Origin of the sequence: Novacetimonas pomaceti (genome assembly GCF_003207955.1) — a bacterium.
Taxonomy (GTDB): Bacteria; Pseudomonadota; Alphaproteobacteria; order Acetobacterales; family Acetobacteraceae; genus Novacetimonas; species Novacetimonas pomaceti.
In genome coordinates this window covers 1-923 of the sequence record NZ_NOXG01000105.1, presented here as the reverse complement: position 1 = coordinate 923, position 923 = coordinate 1, and the positions used below count along the sequence as shown (strand labels likewise).

1 protein-coding gene is annotated in these 923 nt (G+C 59.0%); it reads right to left on the bottom strand.

Annotated elements, in window-relative coordinates; translation table 11 throughout:
- Positions 1–59: 59 nt before the first annotated feature.
- Positions 60–923: IS3 family transposase (locus CFR71_RS15840; RefSeq protein WP_110532252.1), on the bottom strand; the 864-nt coding region annotated here is incomplete at its 5' end.

Genomic DNA, 923 nt, shown 5'->3' with positions numbered 1-923 from the left:
GAGGTGGTCCCGTCCGTTCGGACAGTTTTGCGGGCTTGATAAGCTATACCCGGTTGTTGTTATGCCGCCCTTCTGACGGCGTTGCTGTTGGCCATCTGGTCCGGGGTTAACCCCGGACCAGATGGCGTCGGCACGTCATGATACGCCTCATCGGGCGTTCGTCCAGCCAGCGCCGTATGCGGACGCCTTTCGTTATAATGGGCGATCCATCTGCCAAGCCCGGCCCTCAGCTCTGATCCGGTCTCGAACGCGTACAGGTAGACGCATTCGTATTTCAGCGACCGCCACAGACGCTCGATGAACACGTTGTCCAGCCAGCGACCGCGCCCATCCATGCTGATGCGGATCTGACGCTCTTCCAGTATCCCGCTGAAACGGGGTGTCGTAAATTGCGACCCCTGGTCAGTATTGAAAATGTCCGGGGCGCCATAGCGCATGAGGGCATCCTGTAGCGCCTCGATACAGAACTCCACGTCCATCGTGTTCGACAGACGCCAGGACAGGACCTTGCGCGTGAACCAGTCCATGATCGCCACGAGATAGAGAAATCCCCGTTTCATGGGAATATATGTGATATCGGAACACCAGACCTGGTCAGGCCGATTGATGACCAGATCCCGTAGCAGATATGGATATTTCCGATGCTCCGGATGGGGCACGGTCGTGCGCGGCTTCTGGTAGATCGCCCGCAGGCCCATGATCGCCATGAGCCGCCGGACCCGCTTGCGGCCCACTTCATGTCCCTGGCGGCGCAGATGCCATGTCATCTGCCGTGAGCCATAATACGGCGTTTCCAGGAACTGGGCGTCGATCAGCCGCATCAGCTCCAGATTGGCTTCGCTCTGTGGCACAGGCCGATAGTAGACGCCCGACCGGTTGAGTTGCAGCAGCGTGCATTGCCGGATTATCGGCAGGCATGCTCT